Origin of the sequence: Streptomyces sp. NPDC007205 (assembly GCF_040634095.1) — a bacterium.
Taxonomy (GTDB): Bacteria; Actinomycetota; Actinomycetes; order Streptomycetales; family Streptomycetaceae; genus Streptomyces.
The window spans coordinates 14,428-32,941 of record NZ_JBEYEW010000010.1 but is presented as its reverse complement, the minus strand read 5'-3'; the positions used below and the strand labels follow the sequence as shown (position 1 = coordinate 32,941).

Below are 18,514 nucleotides of genomic sequence, written 5' to 3'. Positions count from 1 at the left end.
GCTCCTCAGTACCGCGGGTGCACCAGCGTCGATGCCGGCAGATCCCCGATCCGCGTCCGTGCCGCCGCCCTCCCGTCCGCCGTCAGGCCGCGCTGGGTCAGCGTGCGCGCATGCCAGGACCCCAGCCGCAGCGGTGGCGGAGTGTGTCCCGCAGCCGCCAGCAGGAACCCCCAGTCGTGCGGGGCCGCGGGCGCACCGGCCGAGCGGTCGGGGCCGGCCGGGAAGCCTGAGTCGTGGCCGAGGACCCGGTAGGGGGCAGCGGCGAAGCCGGCCGCGCGCAGGGTCGCGGCCACCGTCCAGAAGGCGAGGGGGCGGGTGGTGACGGACCCGGCGTGCACGACGAGCCGGCCGCGGGGGGCGAGGACGCGGCGGGTCAGGCCGTAGAACTCCTGGGAGTACAGCTTGGTGCTGGCGGTGATCCCGGGGTCGGGGAGATCGGCGATCACGACGTCGTACGACCGTCCCCGTGCCCCGCGCAGCCAGCCGAGCGCGTCGGCCGTGGTGGTGTGCAGGCGGGGGTCGGCGTAGGCGTGGCCGTTGGCGGCGGTGAGGCCGGGGTCGTGGCGGGCCAGGCGGACCAGGCCGGCGTCGAGTTCGACGAGGTCGACGCGGCGCACTCCGGGCCGGCGCAGCACCTCGCGGGCGGCGAGGCCGTCGCCGCCGCCGAGGATGAGGACGCGCGCGTGCGGCCCGCCGGACAGCGCGGGGTGCACGAGGGCCTCGTGGTAGCGGCGTTCGTCGCGGCCGCCGACCCGGAGCCGGCCGTCCAGGAAGAGGTCGAGTGGCTCGCCGTCGGTGCCGCCGGCGAGGACGACCTCCTGGACGTCGGTCTGTTCGGCGACCCGGACGTCGCCCCCGTAGACGGCGTGCCGGGCGGCGCGTTCGAAGTCGTCGGCGAGCGCGGCGGCGGAGGCGAGGACACCGAGGACGACGAGGCCGACGACGAGCAGGGTCCAGCGGGCCCGGCAGGTCAGGTCGCGGCGGAAGAGGCCCAGCACCAGGGCGCCGCCCGCCACGACGTTGACCGTGCCGGTGACCAGCGCGCCCGTCAACTGGCCCAGGAACGGCAGGAGGAGGAAGGGGAAGGCGAGGCCGCCGACCAGCGCGCCCACGTAGTCCGCGGCGAACAGGTCGGCGACCGCGCCGCCCGCGTCCTGGTGGCGGATGCGCTGGATCAGCTCCATCAGCAGCGGGACTTCGGCGCCGATGAGCAGGCCGATGGCGAGGGAGAAGGCGACCAGGAGGCAGCGCGGGCCCTCGGCCCACAGCCCGCCCCAGTCGCCGGTCCAGGCGAAGACGGCGTACAGCGCCATCGCGCTGCAGCCGCCGACCAGCGCGAGGACGGTCTCGATCGCGCCGAAGCCGGCCGCCGCGTGCCAGCGCAGCCGTTTCGCACCGAGGGAGCCGATGCCCATCGCGAACACCATCACGGACAGCACGACGGAGGCCTGGGTGACCGAGTCGCCCATCAAGTACGAGGCGAACGCCACCAGTTCGAGTTCGTACACGAGGCCGCAGGCGGCGCAGACGAAGACGCACACGAGAACCAGGAACCGCCCGGTGCCGGGCCGGACGGGCAGCCGGGCGGGGCCTGTCCAGGAGGGCGGAGCGCCCGGGGGCGCGGGGGCGTGCGGTTCGATCACGTTGCGACGTTACGTCACATGCGCGGCACGCTTCGTCACCCACACGTGTGGAACTGGGGGGCAGTTGACCCCCGGCGGGTTTATGTCGGCGCGGTGTGCTCAGCGGGCCGTGCCGCCCGCACCCGCGCCCCGACCCGGGTGCGGGTGGCCACCAACTGGCCGTCCTGCGGGTAGGCGTGCCAGGTGCGCCAGTGCACCTGGCCCTCGTGGTGCTGGGCCAGCAGCGCGGTGAAAGCGTGCGGGCTGCCCGGGAAGACACCCGCGAGGCCGTGCGGATGGTCGGAGACGAGGGCCAGCAACTCCTGGGCGCGGCCCGCGAACGAGCCGGGGCCGAGCACTTCGACGCGTGCGGCGAACTCGTACTCCCAGTCGTCGACGCGCTTGGCGACGCCGAGCGGCAGCGGGGTGCTGGAGCCGGGGATGCACGCGACCGTCTCCGAACACAGGCCGCGCTCCTCCTCCAGCAGCACCTGGTGGGATGCGCCGAGCAGTCTCAACTGCAGCTTAGCGCCGGTGAGTTCCAGATCGAGGGTGGCCAGGGCCGGCAGCGGCTCGCGTCCCAGGGCCCAGGCTAGGTCGGCAGCGCGCGTATCGGTGTAGGAGGTGTTCAGGGTCGTGAGCATGGATCGGCTCCGCAAACACGCGATGAGGGGGGAGATCGGCCATGTCAGCCCAGCCGGCTCGGCCGGATGGGGAGTCTCAGGGACGTCCGAGGGGCTGCGTTGGCGATTTAGAGGGAATCATGAACAGAGGCGCCCCCACTGCATTTTTACCCAACTTCGTGGGGTTTCCATCCCTCAGGGGGCTCCACAGTTCAACTGTTCAACCATGGCGCGCGCCGGGCGCGTGGACGAGACGGCGGGCGCCCGCCGGTTGCCTTCGCCGGCGGGCGCCCGTGTGCGGCCGTATGCGGTTCCCCCGAAAGCTCAGCTGCCCCGTGTCAGCTGCCTCCGCCGCATCCGCCCCCGCCGCCGCACGACGAACCTCCGCCGCAGGAGGAACCCCCGCCGCAGGAGGAGTGGCCCCCGCAGGAGTGGTGACCGCCGTGGTGCCCCCCGTGGTGCCCGCCCGACGAACCGGAGTCGCCGCCGCCCGCCCACCAGCTGCTGCTGCCGTCGTACGAGGACGAGGACGACGACGACGAGCGGTACGACCCGGACCGGCCCCGCCGGCCCTTGCCGAGCGACACCTTGCCCTGCCGGTTGCCGGTCCGTGCGCCCGCCATGGCCGTGAGGGTCACGAACGCGGCCACGACCAGGATGAAGATGATGCCGGCGTCCATGGCGTCACCCTCCTTCCGTTCCCCCGAAGCAGCCCCCCGTGGACCGCGGTGACCGGGGAATGCCCGGCCGTCTCAGGACTCAAAGCAGAGTTGAGGAACTCCAGAGCTTGGGCGCAGGATGACCGGCATGACCTCCAGCGCACGTCCTCACCTCAACCGCCGGCTCGCCGAGTTCGGGACGACGATCTTCGCGGAGATGTCCGCGCTCGCCGTGGCGACCGGGTCGATCAACCTGGGCCAGGGCTTCCCGGACACCGACGGCCCCGCGGAGGTGCGCGAGGCGGCGGTGCGGGCGCTGCGCGAAGGCCGCGGCAACCAGTACCCGCCGGGCCCCGGCATCCCGGAGCTGCGCACCGCCATCGCCGCGCACCAGCAGCGCCGCTACGGGCTGTCGTACGACCCCGACACCGAGGTGCTGGTCACGGCGGGCGCGACGGAGGCGATCGCGGCGGCGCTGCTGGCGCTGGTCGAGCCGGGGGACGAGGTCGTGGCCCTGGAGCCGTACTACGACTCCTACGCGGCGAGCATCGCGATGGCGGGCGGCACGCGCGTACCGGTCACCCTGCGCCCGCACGACGGCTCCTTCCGCCTGGACCTGGACGAGCTGCGCGCCGCCGTCACCGACCGCACCCGGCTGCTGCTGATCAACACCCCGCACAACCCCACCGGTACGGTCCTCACGCGCGCGGAGCTGGCCGCGATCGCCGAGCTGGCGGTCGAGCGTGACCTGCTGGTGGTGACGGACGAGGTCTACGAGCACCTGGTCTTCGACGACGCCGGGCATCTGCCGCTCGCCTCCTTCCCCGGCATGCGCGAGCGCACGGTGACGATCGGCTCGGCCGGCAAGACGTTCTCCTTCACCGGCTGGAAGGTCGGCTGGGTCACGGCCACGCCGGAGCTGGTGGGCGCCGTCCGCTCGGCGAAGCAGTTCCTGACCTACGTCTCCTCGGGCCCCTTCCAGTACGCGGTCGCCGAGGCCCTGGCCCTCCCCGACTCCTACTTCGAGGAGTTCCGCCGGTCCATGCTGGCCCGCCGCGACATCCTGGCGCAGGGCCTGACGGAGGCGGGCTTCGAGGTCTTCGTGCCGGCCGGCACCTACTTCATCACCACCGACATCCGCCCCCTCGGCGAGAAGGACGGCTTCGCCTTCTGCCGCACCCTGCCCCAGCGCGCGGGCGTGGTGGCGATTCCCAACGCCGTCTTCTACGACGACCGGGAGGCCGGGGCACCGTTCGTACGGTTCGCGTTCTGCAAGCGGGAGGAGGTCCTGCGGGAAGCCGCTGAAAGGCTGCGGGCGATGTGAGGCGTTTACTCGACACAGGTGAACCCGTGACACCGTCGGCGGCCACCTGCTCGCGCTCGCGCCCCCGCACTTGCAGGGTGCAGAGGTGTGACCCATGCCAGCACCGTCCTCGCCCCGCCCGTCACCGCGACGAAGTCAGCGCAGCGCACGTCCCTGATGCGAGCCGGCGGGATCGCCGTGTGCCTCTTCCTCGGGACCCGGCTCCTCGGTGCGGCCGTGCTCGCCGTCGTCGCGCATGTCGCCGGCAAGCACCCGCTGACGCTGCTCGGCCGGTCCTGGGACTCGGTCTGGTATCTGGGCATCGCCGCGCACGGCTACGGCCACGACCTGCCCTCCCACGACCCCGGCCCGCACAGCGACCTGGCGTTCTTCCCGCTGTACCCGGCGCTGCTGCGGGCGGTGACCGCGCTGACCCCGCTCGGCGGGGGCCTCGCCGGGCTGCTGGTCTCGTGGACCGGGGCCGCGGTGGCCGCCGCCGGGATCCATGCGGTCGGCACCCGGCTGCACGGGCGGACCACCGGCATCGCGCTGGTGCTGCTGTGGGGGCTGCTGCCGCACTCGGTGGTGCTGTCGATGGCGTACACCGAGCCGGTGCTGACCGCGTTCGCGGCCTGGTCGCTGTACGCGGTGCTGGCCGGGAACTGGCTGTGGGCCGGTGCCCTCGCGGCGCTCGCGGGGCTGGCCCGGCCGAACGGGTTCACGGTCGCCGCCGCGGTGCTGGCCGCGGCCGGGGCCGAGGTGTGGCGGCGGCGCGGAAAGGTTTCCCACAGGCTGTGGACGGGCGCGGCGCTCGCCCCGGTGGGCTGGACGGCGTACGTGCTGTGGGTCGGTCGGCAGAAGGGGGATCTGCTCGGCGGCTACTTCGAGGTGCAGCGGCTGTGGGGATCGCGGTTCGACTTCGGGCGGGGCTCGCTGGACTTCGTGTGCGCGATGCTGCTGCACGGCGGCCGGTTCGTGTTCCCGGTGGCGCTGGCGCTCGTCGTGGCGGGGGCGGTGCTGTACGCGCTGCTGCTCCTGGACCGCGCTCCGCTGCCGCTGCTCGTCCACAGCGGGGCGCTGCTGCTGATCGCGCTCGGCGGGTCGGGCTTCTTCGAGTCCAAGCCGCGGTTCCTGCTGCCGGCGTTTCCGCTGCTGCTGCCGCTCGCCCGGGGGCTGGTGGGCATGGCCAGAGCCCGGCCCTGGCACGCGACCGTGCTGGTCGCGAGCCTGGCCGGGCTCAGCTGTCTCTACGGCGCGTACCTGGTGGTGTACGCGCACGAGCCGCTGTAGGCCGTGCGGCGGGGCTTACGGCCTACTCGCCGTCGCCGTCGCCCTCGTCCTCGGGCTTGTCCGCCTCGTTGACCTCCTGCTCCAGGCCGAGCTGCTCGGCGAGCCACTTGTCGAACTCGATCGCGGCCCGCACCCAGCTGACCGTGGAGGAGACGAAGTGGTTGATGTCGACGCCCGTGCCGATCAGCATCTGGGCCTCGCCGATCAGACGGACGGTGCCGTCGTCATGGGTGTGGGTGTAGACCTTGGGCCACAGGGTGCGGCGGTTCCAGTCGTCGACGGACTCCAGCAGCTGGGGCTTCTCGTCGATCGGGTGGGGGCGGTCGTAGAAGGTCCGCACCGAGAAGACAGCCTGCTCGGCCTCCCCGCGGAACATGAAATAGGTGCGGAACTGCTCCCACGGAGCCGCGAGGTCGCCTTCCTCGTCGACGACGTACTTCAGCTCCATCTGGTCGAGGAGCTGCTTCACGAGGTCCTGATCCGGGAGGACGGGGCCGGCCGGTCCCTGGGGCTGCGGCTCGGGCTGGCCCCCGAAGTTCGGAATCGAGGACGGGTCGATGCTCACCGTGTTTTTCCCTTCATGGTGGATCTGGCCATCCTCCCCCATCCGGGGAGGGGGGAGGCAAGCCCCGACGCCTGTCTGTCAGCCGTGGGCTGACATGATTCCGGCTGCCGGGCGGACGGGAGAGCAGGTGACACGGGCGGCGGGGCGCAGACGGACCAGGTGGGGGCTTGTCGCAGCGATCTTGGCACCAGTCGCGCTGATTCTGGGCGGGCTGGCCGTGATGGTGGTGGATTTCGCGACGTCGGACCACCCGATGGGCGGGGCTCCGGAGAAGGCCTCGTGCGCCGAGGCGCTCGCCTTCGGCGGGGCGAAACTGCCGGACGGGGCGTACGACGCCGAGTGCACGGTGCAGACCTGGCTGGACACCGACTATGTGGCCCGGTTCCGGATGCCGCGGGACGGTGTGCACGACTGGCTGAAGGCCACCTATCCGGACGCGCCGGAGCCGAAGGAGCAGCACTGCTACCCGGACTCCGTCGACCTGTGTCTGAACCTCAGCTTCAACGAGGGCTTCGCGCACTACGCCGGCGACGTCCCGGGCAGGTCGGACCCCGGCTTCGGCGCCGAAGCAGCGGACATCGACGTGACGTACGAGGGCCCGGACCGGGCCCTCGTACGGTTCTCGGCGTTCACCACGTGAGCGTCACAGCGTCTTCCCCGACGTCTTCCCCTCCGTCTTGCCCGTGGCCGGGCCCACCAGCAGCCCCTCGCCGAAGCGGTCGACGCGGACCGTGTCGCCGTCCTTGACCTCGCCGGAGAGGATCTCCTTGGCGAGGCGGTCGCCGATGGCCGTCTGGACGAGGCGGCGCAGCGGGCGGGCGCCGTAGGCCGGGTCCAGGCCCTCCTCCGCCAGCCAGGCCAGCGCCTCGGGCGTGACGTCCAGGGTGAGCCGGCGCTCGGCGAGCCGCCTGGCCAGCCGGGCGATCTGGAGCTGCGCGATCCGCTCCAGCTCGGGCTTGGTCAGGGCCGAGAAGACCACCAGGTCGTCGAGCCGGTTGAGGAACTCGGGCTTGAAGGACGTCCGGACCACCTCCAGGACCTGTTCCTTCTTCTCCTGCTCGCTCGTCAGCGGGTCGACCAGGAACTGGCTGCCGAGGTTGGAGGTGAGCACCAGGATGGTGTTGCGGAAGTCGACCGTACGGCCCTGGCCGTCCGTCAGCCGGCCGTCGTCCAGCACCTGGAGCAGGATGTCGAAGACCTCGGGGTGGGCCTTCTCCACCTCGTCCAGGAGGATCACGCTGTACGGACGGCGGCGCACCGCCTCGGTCAGCTGGCCGCCCTCCTCGTAGCCGACGTACCCGGGGGGTGCGCCGACCAGCCGGGCCACGCTGTGCTTCTCGCCGTACTCCGACATGTCGATGCGGACCATGGCCCGCTCGTCGTCGAAGAGGAAGTCGGCGAGCGCCTTGGCGAGTTCCGTCTTGCCGACACCGGTCGGGCCGAGGAAGAGGAAGGAGCCGGTGGGGCGGTCGGGGTCGGCAATACCGGCGCGCGAGCGTCGTACGGCGTCGCTGACCGCCCGTACGGCCTCGGTCTGGCCGATGAGCCGCTTGCCCAGCTCGTCCTCCATGCGCAGCAGTTTCTGCGTCTCGCCCTCCAGCAGGCGGCCGGCGGGGATGCCGGTCCAGGCGGCGACGACGTCGGCGATGTCGTCGGCGCCGACCTCGTCCTTCACCATCGTGTCCCTGGCGACCTCCTCCTCGGCCTCGGAGGCGGCCTCCAGCTCCTTCTCCAGCTGCGGGATCTCGCCGTAGAGCAGCTTGGCGGCGGTGTCGAAGTCGCCGTCGCGCTGGGCGCGTTCGGCCTGGCCGCGCAGGTCGTCCAGCTTCTCCTTCAGCTCACCGACCCGGTTGAGGGACTGCTTCTCCTTCTCCCAGCGGGCGGTCAGGCCGCGCAGCTCCTCCTCCTTGTCGGCGAGGTCGCGGCGCAGCTTCTCCAGGCGGGCGAGGGAGGCGGGGTCGGTCTCCTTGCCGATCGCCAGCTCCTCCATCTTCAGCCGGTCCACGGCGCGCTGGAGTTCGTCGATCTCGACGGGCGAGGAGTCGATCTCCATGCGCAGGCGGGAGGCGGACTCGTCGACGAGGTCGATGGCCTTGTCGGGGAGGAAGCGGGAGGTGATGTAGCGGTCGGAGAGGGTGGCCGCCGCCACCAGCGCCGAGTCCGCGATCTGCACCTTGTGGTGGGCCTCGTAGCGGCCCTTCAGACCGCGGAGGATCGCGATCGTGTCCTCCACCGTGGGCTCGGTGACCATCACCTGCTGGAAGCGACGCTCCAGGGCGGGGTCCTTCTCGATCCGCTCCCGGTACTCGTCCAGGGTGGTGGCGCCGACCATGCGCAGCTCGCCGCGGGCCAGCATGGGCTTGAGCATGTTGCCGGCGTCCATGGCGGAGTCGCCGCCGGCCCCCGCGCCGACGACGGTGTGCAGCTCGTCGATGAAGGTGATGATCTGCCCGTCGGAGTCCTTGATCTCGGCGAGGACGGCCTTCAGCCGCTCCTCGAACTCGCCGCGGTACTTGGCCCCGGCCACCATCGCGCCGAGGTCGAGCGCGACGAGCCGCTTGTCCTTCAGCGACTCGGGCACGTCGCCCTTGACGATCCGCTGGGCGAGCCCCTCGACCACGGCGGTCTTGCCGACGCCGGGCTCGCCGATGAGGACGGGGTTGTTCTTCGTACGGCGGCTCAGCACCTGCACGACCCGCCGGATCTCCTGGTCCCGGCCGATGACCGGGTCCAGCCGGCCCTCGCGGGCGGCGGCGGTGAAGTCGGTGCCGAACTTCTCCAGGGCCTTGTACTGGCCCTCGGGGTCGGCGGTGGTCACGCGGCGTCCTCCCCTGGCCTTCTGGAAGGCCTCCTGCAGCTTCTTCGCATCGGCGCCCTGCCTCTTGAGCACGTCCCCGGCCGCGCCGCCCTTCGCGGCGATGCCGATGAGCAGGTGCTCGGTGGACAGGTACTCGTCGCCGAGCGCCTTGGCGCGCTCGGTGGCGTCCGCGATGACGGCCAGCAGCTCGCGGTTGGGCTGCGGGGGCGCGACGGTCGATCCGGTCACGCTGGGCAGGGCGGCCAGGACCTTCTCGGCGCCCGCGCGTACGGCGGCCTGGTCGGCCTCCACGGCCGCGAGCAGGTCGGTGATGTTCTCGTTCTCCTGCCCCGCGAGCAGCGCGAGGAGCAGGTGCGCAGGCGTGAGGTCCGGGTGCCCCTCGGTCACGGCGCGGTTGCTGGCCGCGTTGATCGCGTCCCGGCTCCTGTTGGTCAGCTCGGCGTCCACGTTGTCCGTTCTCCTCTTCGGCCACTCTCCACTGCTGACTTAACCAGCGTACACAAAGTTGAGTCTATTCCGCTCAAGGCGGGCGGCAAGGCCTGCGGGGGCTAGGTTGCGGGGCATGGTGAAGCCCTCTGAGCAGTACCTGGAGTTCTGGCGGGAACGCCACCTGTGCACACTGACGACCCTGCGGCCCGACGGCAGCCCGCACGTGGTGCCGGTGGGGGTGACGTACGACGCGGAGTCCGGACTGGCCAGGGTGATCACCAACGGGACCAGCGCGAAGGTGAGACATGTGAACGCGGCCGGGTCCGGGGGCGCCCGGGTGGCGGTGTGCCAGGTGGACGGCCGGCGCTGGGCCACGCTGGAAGGGCGCGCACGGGTACGGACGGAACCGGAACGGGTCGCGGAGGCGGTGCGGCGGTACGCCGAGCGCTACGAGCGGACGCCCGGGCCGAATCCGGCACGCGTGGTGATCGAGATAGAGGTGGAACGCGCCTTGGGGAACGGCTGAGGCAGCCGAAAACTTTCAGCCACCCTGGCAGCGGTCTCATACGCGAAATAGCGGTGAATATCCACAAAAAACTGCAGCGGCGTCACCGTGTTCAGGTCACGGTGACGCCGCTGCGGGGGGAAGCACCTGAGCGATCTTTTACGACGGGGGAATCGCGTCAGGCACTGCGGGGGGTGGCTGAGATGGTGCTGAGCTCCTGGTCCGTCGGCTCGGCGAGCCGGTGGTCCCGCTGGTCGAGGTTCACAAAGATCATTCCGTACCGGATGGCACACCGCACCGGCTGGGGCGCGCCGCGCGGCTTGCGCAGGCACCGGTACGCCCGCACGTCCTCGTCGTCGTCCCGGGTGACGACGACCGGCTCCCCGAACACGGTCACCATCAACGAGTCACCACTGTGGGGGATGGCGGTGACCAGGTCGATGAAGTGCCAGCCGGAGCGGTAGGCCGTGGCCATTTCGCGACGGAAGGAGCGGTCGTCGGGTGGAGTGGTCATGACTGCACGATCCAGCTGCTGTCGCTGGGGGCGACCCACGAACTGTCCTTGGGAGCGACCCATGAACTGTCACCCGGCACATCGGACGCCGCGATCACCCAACTGCTGTCACCGGAACCGGCAGCAGCGGTGAGCCAGCTGCTGTCCTGCGCGACATCACTCTTCGTCCCCGCGTGGCCGGTCAGCGCCCCGAAGGCCAATACGGCGGAGAAGGCGGCGACAAGCGCCGAGCGAAGCATTTTCTTACGCATAGTCGGCTTCGTCCTCATGTGAAGGTCACCTCTCCCCCGTCCGAATACGACGATGGCCCATTCCGGCACGTCATGGCCACACAAACGATGCATCATGTTCCTGCACGTTCAGGACCCTGGGGGGTGGAGATTTGGCGATAAATGAGACTAAGCGGACACATCCCCACGGGCTGACCGACCTGTGCGAGGAAGGGCGCCGCCTTTACGGGAACGCTCTCCGGACGGGACGCCTAGCCCGTGCGGATGCGGAACCGGCGCCGTGTTTGATGGAGTTCGCCCTTCTCCATCCCGACCCCGACGACCCGAACTGGCTGCGTCCGGTGCCGCCGTCGATCGCCCTGGCCCAGCGGCTCACCCCCATCGAGCAAGAGATCACACACCGCAGACGGCAGTCGATCGAACTGGCCGATGCATTCGAGCCGTTCATGAGCATCAGTGCCCAGCCCACGGCCACCACTCACTCGATCACCGTGCTGGAGGGCATCGACCGGATCAATGCAGCGCTCGATCTGGCCACCACCCAGTGCCAGACCGAGATGCTCACCGTCCAGCCGAGCCGCCGACGGCTCGAACACACCCTCACCAAGGCGCTGGAACGCGACAGGCCGCTGATCGAACGCGGCTGCCGCATACGCACCCTCTACCAGCATCCGGCCCGCTACAGCCCCGAGACGCTGGCGTACGTGGCCCAGTTCACCGACGGCAAGGTGGAGTACCGCACCATCGACGAACTCGTCGAGCGGCTGATCATCTGCGACGAGACCGTGGCCTTCATCCCGACCCGCGACGACGGGGAGATCGCCCTCGAACTCCGGCATCCGGGTCTCGTCCGCTATCTGATCAAGGTCTTCGAGTTCATGTGGACCCGCGCGGTCCCGCTGAGCGCCGGCGCCCCCTACGAAACCGCCCCCGACGGCATCCCGGAGATCCAGCACTCCATCGCCAAGCTCCTGGTGGAGGGTCACGTGGACGAGGCCATAGCCCGCCGCCTCGGGATGAACGTCCGCACCTGCCGGGCCCACATCGCCAAGCTGGCCTCAGCCCTCGGCAGCGGCAGCCGCGCCCAGCTCGGCTTTCTCATCGCGCAGTCCGGACTGCTGGACAAGGACACCTCATCGGGTGGTGAGCGGTGACGGGCGAGCGTGAAGGACCTACCAGCCGTGCGGAGGCGGTTCCCTGAGCCCGGCTCGGCTGTCTCATCGCACGCTCGGGGACTCCTGGTCAGGAGCCGTGAGCGCGCCGGCCGGCGGACCGGGGCTGCGGTGGCCGTCCAGGCCGACCTGGGCGATCCGGACGCCCAGTTGGGTGCGGCTGGCCGCACCGAGGGTCTCCGACAGGCGTGCGATGTGGGCGCGGCAGGTGCGCACGCTGATGCCGAGCCGCTCGGCGATCACCGCGTCCTGGTGGCCCTCGGCGAGCAGCGCGGCGATGGACTGCTCGCGGTGCGAGATGCCCTCGATGCCGGTGTCGGGGAGGGGGGCGGTGAGCGGGATGGCGAGCCGCCAGAGGCGTTCGAAGACCGTGACCAGGTATTCGACCAGGGCCGGGTGGCGCAGTTCCAGGGCCATCGTGCGGTCGGTGTTGGCGGGGATGAAGGCCACCGTGCGGTCGAAGAGGATCAGACGGTCGATCACCTCGTCCAGGGTGCGGGCCTCGACCGTGTCGCCCATCAGCTCCAGGTAGTTGAGCAGCCCCTGCCCGTGCCGGGCCACGTGCGTGTACAGGTCGCGCATGCGCACGCCCCGGCCGCGCAGCGCCAGCGCCCGGTGCAGCCCCTCGGTCAGCTCGGCCTCCCGGCGGATGCCGCCGGGCTGCACGGTGAGCACCTCCGTCGTGCACGCCTCGGTCGCCTCGTCCATCGCGGCCTGGATCCGGGACAGCCCGTCCAGCACCCGGATCGCGCTGCCCTCGGCCGGTGCGGCCAGGGTGCCCAGCTGCCGTCCGAGGCCCGCGTACCACTCGAAGGCGGCCACCGCCGAGCCCACCCGCCGCTGGCTCTCACTGACCTCGTCGTAGACCCCGCGCAGCAGCCTGGTCATGACCTCCTGCGGGGAGGTCGGCACCAGCCAGTCCATGTCGTCGGGGTCCGGGTGCAGCAGCGCCAGCTCCAGCAGGCAGGGCACCGTTTCGGCATCGGTGCGCGGCACCCGCCCGCGGCGTACGGCACGGGAATACACCCGGTCCCCGGCCGCGCACAGTCGGTCGGCGCCGTGTGGATGCTCCTCCGCCCCACGCCCGGCCATCGCCCATTTCACCCCCGGTGTGCTGCCACTTCCGCAGCGCAACTATGCGCGGCGTCGACCGGGTCCGCAACACGGCTCCGCCCAACAGGCCCACCGTAAAACGCGGTTATGTCCGGTTATCGGCCAGGCCCCGCCCCTCGCATTGCACCAAGATGGCGGCCCATCACACCCGCGGGGGCGGCGTGACGCTACTTCAGGCCGATCACCGCGCAGGCCGCCTTGTACTTGGGGGTGCAGATGTCGTCCACCGAGTAGATGCCGTCCGCGACGACCGTGGACTTGATGGTGTGCTTGGTCAGGGCGGTCGGCTGGATCAGCTTGGCCGGGATGTTCTTGGCGGTGGGGCTGTCGACCTTGTCCTGGGTGAGCGCGTCGAACTGGATGTCCTTGCCCTGGACCTTGGCGACGGCCATCTGCGCCGCGGCATCGGCCTCGTCCGGGTAGGCCTTGTAGACGCTCATGTACTGCTCGCCGGCCACGATCCGCTGGACCGCGTCGAGTTCGGCGTCCTGGCCGGTGACCGGGGGCAGGTTCGTGACGCCGGCCGCCTTGAGAGCCTTGATGACACCGCCCGCCATGCCGTCGTTGGCGGCGTAGACACCGGCGATGTTGTTCTTGCCGATCGCGCTGATGGCCCTGGCCATCTCGGTGTCGGCGAGCTCCGGCTTCCAGTCCGTGGTGTCGTACGACTCCGCGATCGTCACCTTGCCGTTCAGCTCGGAGAGCGCGCCCTGCTTGAACTGCTTGGCGTTCGGGTCGGTGGGCGAGCCGTTCACCATGACGATCTTGTCGGAGATGCCGGTGTTCGGCCCGAGGGCCTCCAGCAGGGTGCGGCCCTGCACCTCGCCGACGAGCTCGTTGTCGAAGGAGACGTAGGCGTCGATCGGGCCCTCGGCGAGACGGTCGTAGGCGATGACCGGGATGCCCGCGTCCTTGGCCTTCTTCACCCCGGCGGCGACGGCGTGCGAGTCGACGGCGTCGAGCAGGATGATGTCGACCTTGTCGTCGATCATCTTCTGCAGCTGCGAGGCCTGCCGGGAGGCGTCCGCGTCGGCGTTGTCGTACTCGACCTTGCCCCGCTTCCCGGTGAGTTCGGCGACCTTGTCCCTGATGATGGGGTAGTCGAACTTGTCGTAGCGGGTGTTCGCCTTCTCCGGCAGCAGCAGGCCCACCGTCATGTCGTTGCCCTTGCTCGGGCTCGCGTTCGCGCCGCCCCCCGTCGCGTCCAGCACGCCGCATCCGGCGAGCGAGAGGGTCATCGTGGATGCGGCCACGGATATGGCGATACGACGCATTCGGGGGCTCACTTCAGGTGCGTTCCGGACGTAGGGCAGCTATACGACCCAGGTGTCTGAAAAGACAACGCGGCGGCCACACCCGGCGTCAAGCGGAACTACTTAACGAGTCCGCAACATCACGCTCAGCTGACGCCGTGAAGGGTGAACGGAATCCCCTCCAAACACTCTTTACGGACCCTTCACCCAAGGGGCGTTCAGGAGACGGCAAAGGAGACGGCAAGAGAATCGATTCGGTCAGACGACCGAACAGACTCAGCCATTCGCATCCGCATCCGCCTTCGCATCCATGCGGCCCGGTCCGCCGGAGCCACAGGCCGCCACGATCTCCTCCAGGTCCGCGACCGCCGCCGCCACGCCCTCGGTGAGCAGGACCGCCGCGGGGTTGAGCAGGACCTCGTCGACCCCGGCGGCCCCGTACCCGGCCGGCGCCGCCGCGATCTCCTCCGGGCTGCCGACCACGACGACCCCGGCACGCAGCAGTGCGGACGCCGGGTCGGACCCGCCGACGTCCACGCCCGCCCGGCGCAGCATGTCGGCCTAGCGCGGGGCGCCGAGATGGTCCTGGGCGGCGAGGCGGGCCAGCCGGCGCGGGTCGCGGCCCGGACGGCGGACCGCCACGTGCACGGCGGTCGCGATCCGCGGGGGCACGGCCCGTCCCGCCGCGGCGGCTCCTTCCGCCAACGCCGGTACGAGGGTGTTCCTCAGGTAGCCGGACGGGGTCATCCAGGTGATCGCCACGTCCGCGGTCGCGCCCGCCGTGCGGGCCATCGCGGGCCGCAGCACCCCGGCGCCGACCTCCACCGGAGCGTGCGGGCCCGCCGGCAGCCGGGCGGCCACCCTGATCAGTGCGGTGGCCGCCGGGGCGGGCCCGGCTGCACACCCGGGACACGTTCATGCCAGCCGGCGACCCGGCCCCACGATGAGTTCAAGGGTGGGCAAAGACCAGTACAACCAACCTCCTTGTCCGCGAGTCGTGATCATCGCCAGCCGTATGCCGCCTCCCGACTCGACGAGAGAACCGAATGAACCCAGCCAGACGCGCGACCTCGACAGCCGTCGTGCTCGCGAGCACCGGCGCTCTGCTGAGCGCGGTCGCCGCCCCCGCGTCCGCCGCGACCTCGTGCACCTCGCCGGTGTACCAGCGGACGTTCTACGCGAACACCACGTTCTCCGGCACGCCGAAGAAGACGGACTGCGACAGCGCCGTCGACCGGACCTGGAGCGGCGCCCCCGCCACCGGCCTGCCGAAGGACGCCTTCGGCGTCCGCTGGACCGTCACCCGCGACTTCGGCTCCGGCGGCCCCTTCTCCTTCGCCGCGACCGCCCAGGACGGCATCCGGGTCTACCTCGACGGCACCCGGAAGATCGACCTGTGGAAGAACGTCTCCACCACACAGAAGAAAACGGTCAACGTCACCGTCCCCTCCGGCAAGCACACCCTCCGCATCGACTACGTCAACTGGACCGGCACCGCCGTCGTCTCCTTCGCGTATCTGCCGCGGCTCTCGGCCACCGTCGACACGGTCAAGCCCCTCGTGCCGACGGGGACTTCGGTCTCCTACGACGCCACGACCGGCAGGGCGAAGCTCACCTGGGCCGCCAACAAGGAGATGGACCTCGCGGGGTACCGCGTCTACCGGCGTCTGAAGGGCACGTCGTTCGGCGCCACACCCCTCGCGACGACCACCTCGGCGTCGTACACCGACGGCAGCCTCCCGCAGTCGGGCGCGACCTACTCCTACGAGGTCCGCGCCTACGACCGCGCCGGCAACGAGTCGGCGGGTACGACGGACCAGCCCGTGACCACCGTCGACCGCACCGCACCCGCCGTGCCCACCGGCGTGAGAGGCAGCAGCGGCGGCGACGGCGTGAGCCTCGTGTGGAACGCGCCCGCGGACGCGGCCTCGTACCGCGTCTACCGCGCCACGAGCGCCGACGGCGCCTACACCCGCATCGCCACCACCGGCCGGCCGTCCCACCTCGACACGTCCGGCAGCGAGGGCGCGCGGTACTACTACCGCGTCACGGCCGTCGACGCCGCCGGCAACGAGTCCGGACGGTCGGACACGGTCAGCGGGGTGCACCTGGACCGGACCCCGCCGTCCGCGGTCACCGGGCTGACGGTCACCCCCACCGGGTACGGCTTCCACCTTCGGTGGGACGCCGACCCGACACCGGACCTCGCCCGGTACGTCGTCTACGCCGGTGAACTCCTCGGCGACGACGAGGAGAAGGTCTGCTCGGCCCACCAGGTGGAGTGGCTGGGCACCGGCACCACCTCGTACGACTACCCCACCCTCCCGGACGGCGAGGAGCGCTGCCTGTTCGTCGACGCGGTGGACGACGACTGGAACTCCCACTACGAGCAGACCCGTTCGCCGGCCATCGTGGTCGCGACCGAGCAGGACACCACGCCGAGCGTGCCGACCCCGGAGGGCTCGCCGCTCGACGTGGACGCCTCCGCGGGACAGGGAGTCGTCGGGCTGAACTGGAACACGGTGGCCGATGCCACCGGCTACCAGGTCTACCGCTGGAACGCGGACACACAGGCCTACGAGAAACTGGCGGCCACCACACAGCCGTCCTACGAGGACACCGGCGCCGCGCCCGGCACCACCCACTACTACTGGGTGACGGCCCTGCACGCGGACGGCACCGAGTCGGCGCCCGGGGCGGCCCACGCGGTCCTCGCCCCCTGAGCACGGCGAGAGGGGCCCGGAACCCGGGCCCCTCTCGCCTCGCCTGCGGATCAGTCCTGCTGCTGCCGCTTCGGCCGCCACACCACCAGCGCGCTGGTCTGCTGGACCTCCTGGTACGGAACCAGGTCGCGGCGGTAGGAGGCGTGGACGGCGGCCTCGCGCTGCTGCATCGCGGCCGCCGCGCCGTCCAGGGCCGCCTGCAGCTCCGCGACGCGGGACTGCAGGGCGGCGACCTGGTTCTCCAGTTCGATGATGCGCTTGATGCCGGCCAGGTTGATGCCCTCGTCCTGCGACAACTGCTGCACCTGGCGGAGCAGTTCGATGTCGCGGGCCGAGTAACGGCGGCCCCGGCCCGCGGTGCGGTCCGGGGAGACCAGTCCCAGCCGGTCGTACTGGCGCAGCGTCTGCGGGTGGAGTCCGGAGAGCTGGGCCGCCACCGAGATGACGTAGACCGGGGTCTCCTCGGTCAGTTCATACGGGTTACGTCGACGGCCGTCCATCTCTCTCAGTCTCCCTTCGCCGCCTCGAACAGCTCCGCCCGCGGGTCCTCGCCCGCGGTCGCCTCGCGATACGCCTCCAGCGCGTCACGAGCCTTCCCCGACAGGTCGTTGGGAACACGCACCTCCACGGTGACCAGGAGGTCGCCGCGGGTGCCGTCCTTGCGGACCGCGCCCTTGCCGCGGGCGCGCATGGTGCGGCCGTTGGGCGTGCCGGGCGGCAGTTTCAGGGTGACGGGCGGGCCGCCCAGGGTGGGGACCCTCACCTCACCGCCGAGCGCGGCCTCGGTGAAGGTCACAGGGACGGTCACCGTGAGGTTGTCGTCCTTGCGCCCGAACACCGGGTGCTCGCCGACGTGCACGACCACGTACAGGTCGCCCGCCGGTCCGCCCCGCTCGCCGGGCGCGCCCTTGCCGCGCAGCCGGATGCGCTGACCGTCGGTCACACCGGCCGGGATGCGCACCTGCATCGTGCGCGAGGACTTCGCACGGCCGCTGCCCTTGCACTCCATGCAGGGGTGCTCGGCGATCAGCCCGCGGCCCTTGCAGTCGGGGCAGGGGTCGGTGAGCGAGAAGCCGCCGCCCGAGCCCCGCGCCACCTGCCCGGTGCCGACGCAGGTCGGGCACACACGCGGTGTGCCGTTCTTGTCGCCGGTGCCGGAACAGGCCTTGCAGGGCGCCTGGGAGGACATCCGCAGCGGCACCGTGGCGCCCTCGATGGCCTCCGTGAAGCTCAGGGTGACCTCGGTGTCGATGTCCTGGCCGCGCCGGGGCTGGGTGCGGGTGCCCGTGGCTCCGCCGCGGTTGAACAGGCCCCCGAAGACGTCACCGAGTCCGCCGCCGAAGCCGCCGGAACCCCCGCTCTGGGCGCCGCCTCCGAAGAGGTCGCCCAGGTCGAAGTTGAAGGAGCCGCCGGCGCCCGGCCCGGGGCGGAAGCCGCCGTTGCCGAACAGGGCGCGTGCCTCGTCGTACTCCTTGCGCTTCTTGGGGTCGCCGAGTATGTCGTTCGCCTCGGAGATCTCCTTGAAGCGCTCCTCGGCCTTGGCGTTGCCCTTGTTGGCGTCCGGGTGGAACTCGCGGGCGAGCTTCCGGTACGCCTTCTTGATCTCGGCCTCGGTGGCGTCCTTGGGGACGCCGAGGACCTTGTAGTAGTCCTTCTCGATGAAGTCCTTGGTGCTCATCCTCGACGCCCCTCCTT

Annotated in this window: 17 protein-coding genes and 1 pseudogene; 6 read left to right on the top strand and 12 right to left on the bottom strand. The window is 71.1% G+C overall.

Annotation, left to right across the window (positions count from 1 at the left end; all coding sequences use genetic code 11):
* Positions 1–5: 5 nt before the first annotated feature.
* The 3 genes from ABZ624_RS18655 to ABZ624_RS18645 form a co-directional block, all read right to left on the bottom strand.
* Positions 6–1,643, bottom strand: coding sequence for a polyamine aminopropyltransferase (locus ABZ624_RS18655; protein WP_360089519.1), 1,638 nt, complete (start codon positions 1,641–1,643; stop codon positions 6–8).
* Between the two features lie 80 nt (positions 1,644–1,723).
* On the bottom strand, positions 1,724–2,266 hold the full coding sequence (locus ABZ624_RS18650; protein ID WP_360089516.1) for a DUF2617 family protein: 543 nt from the start codon (positions 2,264–2,266) through the stop codon (positions 1,724–1,726).
* A gap of 317 nt (positions 2,267–2,583) precedes the next feature.
* A complete protein-coding gene (locus ABZ624_RS18645) occupies positions 2,584–2,925 on the bottom strand; it encodes a hypothetical protein (protein ID WP_360089513.1) in 342 nt (113 codons plus the stop codon).
* Between the two features lie 118 nt (positions 2,926–3,043).
* Here ABZ624_RS18645 and ABZ624_RS18640 point away from each other — a divergent pair, with 118 nt between their 5' ends.
* Complete coding sequence (locus tag ABZ624_RS18640; RefSeq protein WP_360089510.1) at positions 3,044–4,228, top strand: pyridoxal phosphate-dependent aminotransferase; 1,185 nt, start codon at positions 3,044–3,046, stop codon at positions 4,226–4,228.
* Positions 4,229–4,315: 87 nt separating this feature from the next.
* On the top strand, positions 4,316–5,497 hold the full coding sequence (locus ABZ624_RS18635) for a hypothetical protein (protein ID WP_360089507.1): 1,182 nt from the start codon (positions 4,316–4,318) through the stop codon (positions 5,495–5,497).
* A gap of 22 nt (positions 5,498–5,519) precedes the next feature.
* On the opposite strand, the gene ABZ624_RS18630 is transcribed toward ABZ624_RS18635, so the two are convergent.
* The gene (locus ABZ624_RS18630; protein WP_360089504.1) at positions 5,520–6,062 is read right to left on the bottom strand and encodes a YbjN domain-containing protein; all 543 of its coding nucleotides are present in this window, start codon (positions 6,060–6,062) and stop codon (positions 5,520–5,522) included.
* Between the two features lie 181 nt (positions 6,063–6,243).
* On the opposite strand from ABZ624_RS18630, the gene ABZ624_RS18625 reads away from it, so the two are divergent.
* Positions 6,244–6,702 carry a hypothetical protein gene (locus ABZ624_RS18625; protein ID WP_360089501.1) on the top strand — a complete coding sequence of 153 codons (459 nt, stop codon included), beginning with the start codon at positions 6,244–6,246 and terminating at the stop codon, positions 6,700–6,702.
* A gap of 3 nt (positions 6,703–6,705) precedes the next feature.
* Here ABZ624_RS18625 and clpB read toward each other — a convergent pair whose 3' ends face one another.
* Positions 6,706–9,327, bottom strand: coding sequence for an ATP-dependent chaperone ClpB (clpB, locus tag ABZ624_RS18620; RefSeq protein ID WP_360089498.1), 2,622 nt, complete (start codon positions 9,325–9,327; stop codon positions 6,706–6,708).
* Positions 9,328–9,442: 115 nt separating this feature from the next.
* On the opposite strand from clpB, the gene ABZ624_RS18615 reads away from it, so the two are divergent.
* Entirely contained in the window at positions 9,443–9,835 is a 393-nt protein-coding gene (locus ABZ624_RS18615) for a PPOX class F420-dependent oxidoreductase (RefSeq protein ID WP_360089495.1), read from the top strand.
* Positions 9,836–9,992: 157 nt separating this feature from the next.
* On the opposite strand, the gene ABZ624_RS18610 is transcribed toward ABZ624_RS18615, so the two are convergent.
* Positions 9,993–10,328 carry a hypothetical protein gene (locus ABZ624_RS18610; RefSeq protein WP_360089492.1) on the bottom strand — a complete coding sequence of 112 codons (336 nt, stop codon included), beginning with the start codon at positions 10,326–10,328 and terminating at the stop codon, positions 9,993–9,995.
* On the bottom strand, positions 10,325–10,597 hold the full coding sequence (locus ABZ624_RS18605) for a hypothetical protein (RefSeq protein ID WP_360089489.1): 273 nt from the start codon (positions 10,595–10,597) through the stop codon (positions 10,325–10,327). The genes ABZ624_RS18610 and ABZ624_RS18605 overlap by 4 nt, the downstream gene beginning before the upstream one ends.
* Before the next feature lie 248 nt (positions 10,598–10,845).
* Here ABZ624_RS18605 and ABZ624_RS18600 point away from each other — a divergent pair, with 248 nt between their 5' ends.
* A complete protein-coding gene (locus ABZ624_RS18600; RefSeq protein ID WP_360089486.1) occupies positions 10,846–11,712 on the top strand; it encodes a helix-turn-helix transcriptional regulator in 867 nt (288 codons plus the stop codon).
* 63 nt (positions 11,713–11,775) lie between these two features.
* Here the strand turns inward: ABZ624_RS18600 and ABZ624_RS18595 are convergent, their stop codons facing one another.
* The 3 genes and pseudogenes from ABZ624_RS18595 to lxmJ form a co-directional block, all read right to left on the bottom strand.
* Complete coding sequence (locus ABZ624_RS18595) at positions 11,776–12,822, bottom strand: LuxR C-terminal-related transcriptional regulator (protein WP_360089483.1); 1,047 nt, start codon at positions 12,820–12,822, stop codon at positions 11,776–11,778.
* 188 nt (positions 12,823–13,010) lie between these two features.
* On the bottom strand, positions 13,011–14,117 hold the full coding sequence (locus ABZ624_RS18590; RefSeq protein ID WP_360089480.1) for a substrate-binding domain-containing protein: 1,107 nt from the start codon (positions 14,115–14,117) through the stop codon (positions 13,011–13,013).
* A gap of 255 nt (positions 14,118–14,372) precedes the next feature.
* A pseudogene (lxmJ, locus tag ABZ624_RS18585) lies at positions 14,373–14,942 on the bottom strand (F420-dependent peptide dehydroalanine reductase LxmJ); the annotation flags it as partial.
* Positions 14,943–15,142: 200 nt separating this feature from the next.
* Between lxmJ and ABZ624_RS18580 the strand changes: the two are divergent.
* Positions 15,143–16,819: a PA14 domain-containing protein gene (locus ABZ624_RS18580; protein ID WP_360089477.1), complete on the top strand. Its 1,677-nt coding sequence runs from the start codon at positions 15,143–15,145 to the stop codon at positions 16,817–16,819.
* 50 nt (positions 16,820–16,869) lie between these two features.
* Here ABZ624_RS18580 and ABZ624_RS18575 read toward each other — a convergent pair whose 3' ends face one another.
* Together ABZ624_RS18575 and dnaJ are read right to left on the bottom strand one after the other, a co-directional pair.
* The gene (locus ABZ624_RS18575; RefSeq protein ID WP_360089474.1) at positions 16,870–17,319 is read right to left on the bottom strand and encodes a helix-turn-helix domain-containing protein; all 450 of its coding nucleotides are present in this window, start codon (positions 17,317–17,319) and stop codon (positions 16,870–16,872) included.
* Between the two features lie 5 nt (positions 17,320–17,324).
* On the bottom strand, positions 17,325–18,497 hold the full coding sequence (gene dnaJ, locus ABZ624_RS18570; RefSeq protein WP_360089471.1) for a molecular chaperone DnaJ: 1,173 nt from the start codon (positions 18,495–18,497) through the stop codon (positions 17,325–17,327).
* Positions 18,498–18,514 lie beyond the last annotated feature (17 nt).